At 52.1% G+C, this 906-nt stretch carries 2 protein-coding genes; both read right to left on the bottom strand.

From position 1 onward, the window contains the following. Nucleotides 1-4: 4 nt before the first annotated feature. Entirely contained in the window at nt 5-418 is a 414-nt protein-coding gene (locus ACI94_RS11090) for an IS5 family transposase (RefSeq protein WP_353743255.1), read from the bottom strand. A 20-nt stretch (nt 419-438) separates the two neighbouring features. After that, nucleotides 439-798, bottom strand: a complete 360-nt coding sequence (locus ACI94_RS11085) for a transposase (RefSeq protein WP_083531369.1) — start codon at nt 796-798, stop codon at nt 439-441. Nucleotides 799-906 lie beyond the last annotated feature (108 nt).

Below are 906 nucleotides of genomic sequence, written 5' to 3'. Positions count from 1 at the left end.
GAGGTCATCCCAATATTCTCCCGATCATGACCGCACATGCCAGGTGAATCAATCCCATGAATGAATGCTCATATCGCTCGTAACGCGGAACGATCTTTTTAAACGCCTCAATCCAGCTGAAGAACCGTTCGACGGCGCTGCGTTTTTTGTAGAGTTCCCGATCGAACCAGACTGGTCTCCCGCGTTTTGGATGTACCCGGGATCTCTTATTTACCGGGATATTGCTCTTGATCCCTCGTTTCCGGTTGTACTGACGAATTTCTCGGGCATCGTAGGCTGCATCTGCGGAGATGATCGTGGGATGATCCTGCACCTCGGGGATCTCAAACGCTTTGAGGGTTGGCTCGTAGAGACGGGAATCATGGACGTTAGCAGGGGAAACTGTGCAGGCAAGCGGGAGACCGTTTCGATCGACCAGAGCACTCAGCTTGTTCCCGTTTACCTTTTTATAGCCATCATAGCCGGTCGATCCCCTTTTTTAGCGGGAATAGCTTTAGTATCGGTAGAACAGTGCGAGAGATCGATTTTTTTGATCTCGTACCCCGACCGGAGAAGGTCAAGGAAGATCGCCTGGTACACTCCTTTCTCGCAGAGTTCAAGGTGGTACCGATGAACCGTCGATTTGGTGCCGTAGTTCGCCGGAACATCGAGCCAGGTGCATCCGGTGGTCAGAACGTACAGGATACCGTTGAACAACCCGCGGGGGTCACACCGCGGTCGGCCAATGTGCGGCTTCGTTGGGGGAAGGTATTTCCGAACAATCTCCCAGAGATCATCGTCAATTTCCCGGAATGCCATGATCTTTGATTTTATTTGAGGGGTCTTATAATTTTAGGATCGCCTCATCGAGAGCCGGATCAAGCCCAGGTTGGCGTCAGGCTCTGCGAGTATGCAGAGGGCAAGATC

Source organism: Methanoculleus sp. DTU007 (assembly GCF_001512385.1).
Classification (GTDB): domain Archaea; phylum Halobacteriota; class Methanomicrobia; order Methanomicrobiales; family Methanoculleaceae; genus Methanoculleus; species Methanoculleus thermophilus.
This window is presented reverse-complemented; position numbering and strand designations above follow the sequence as displayed.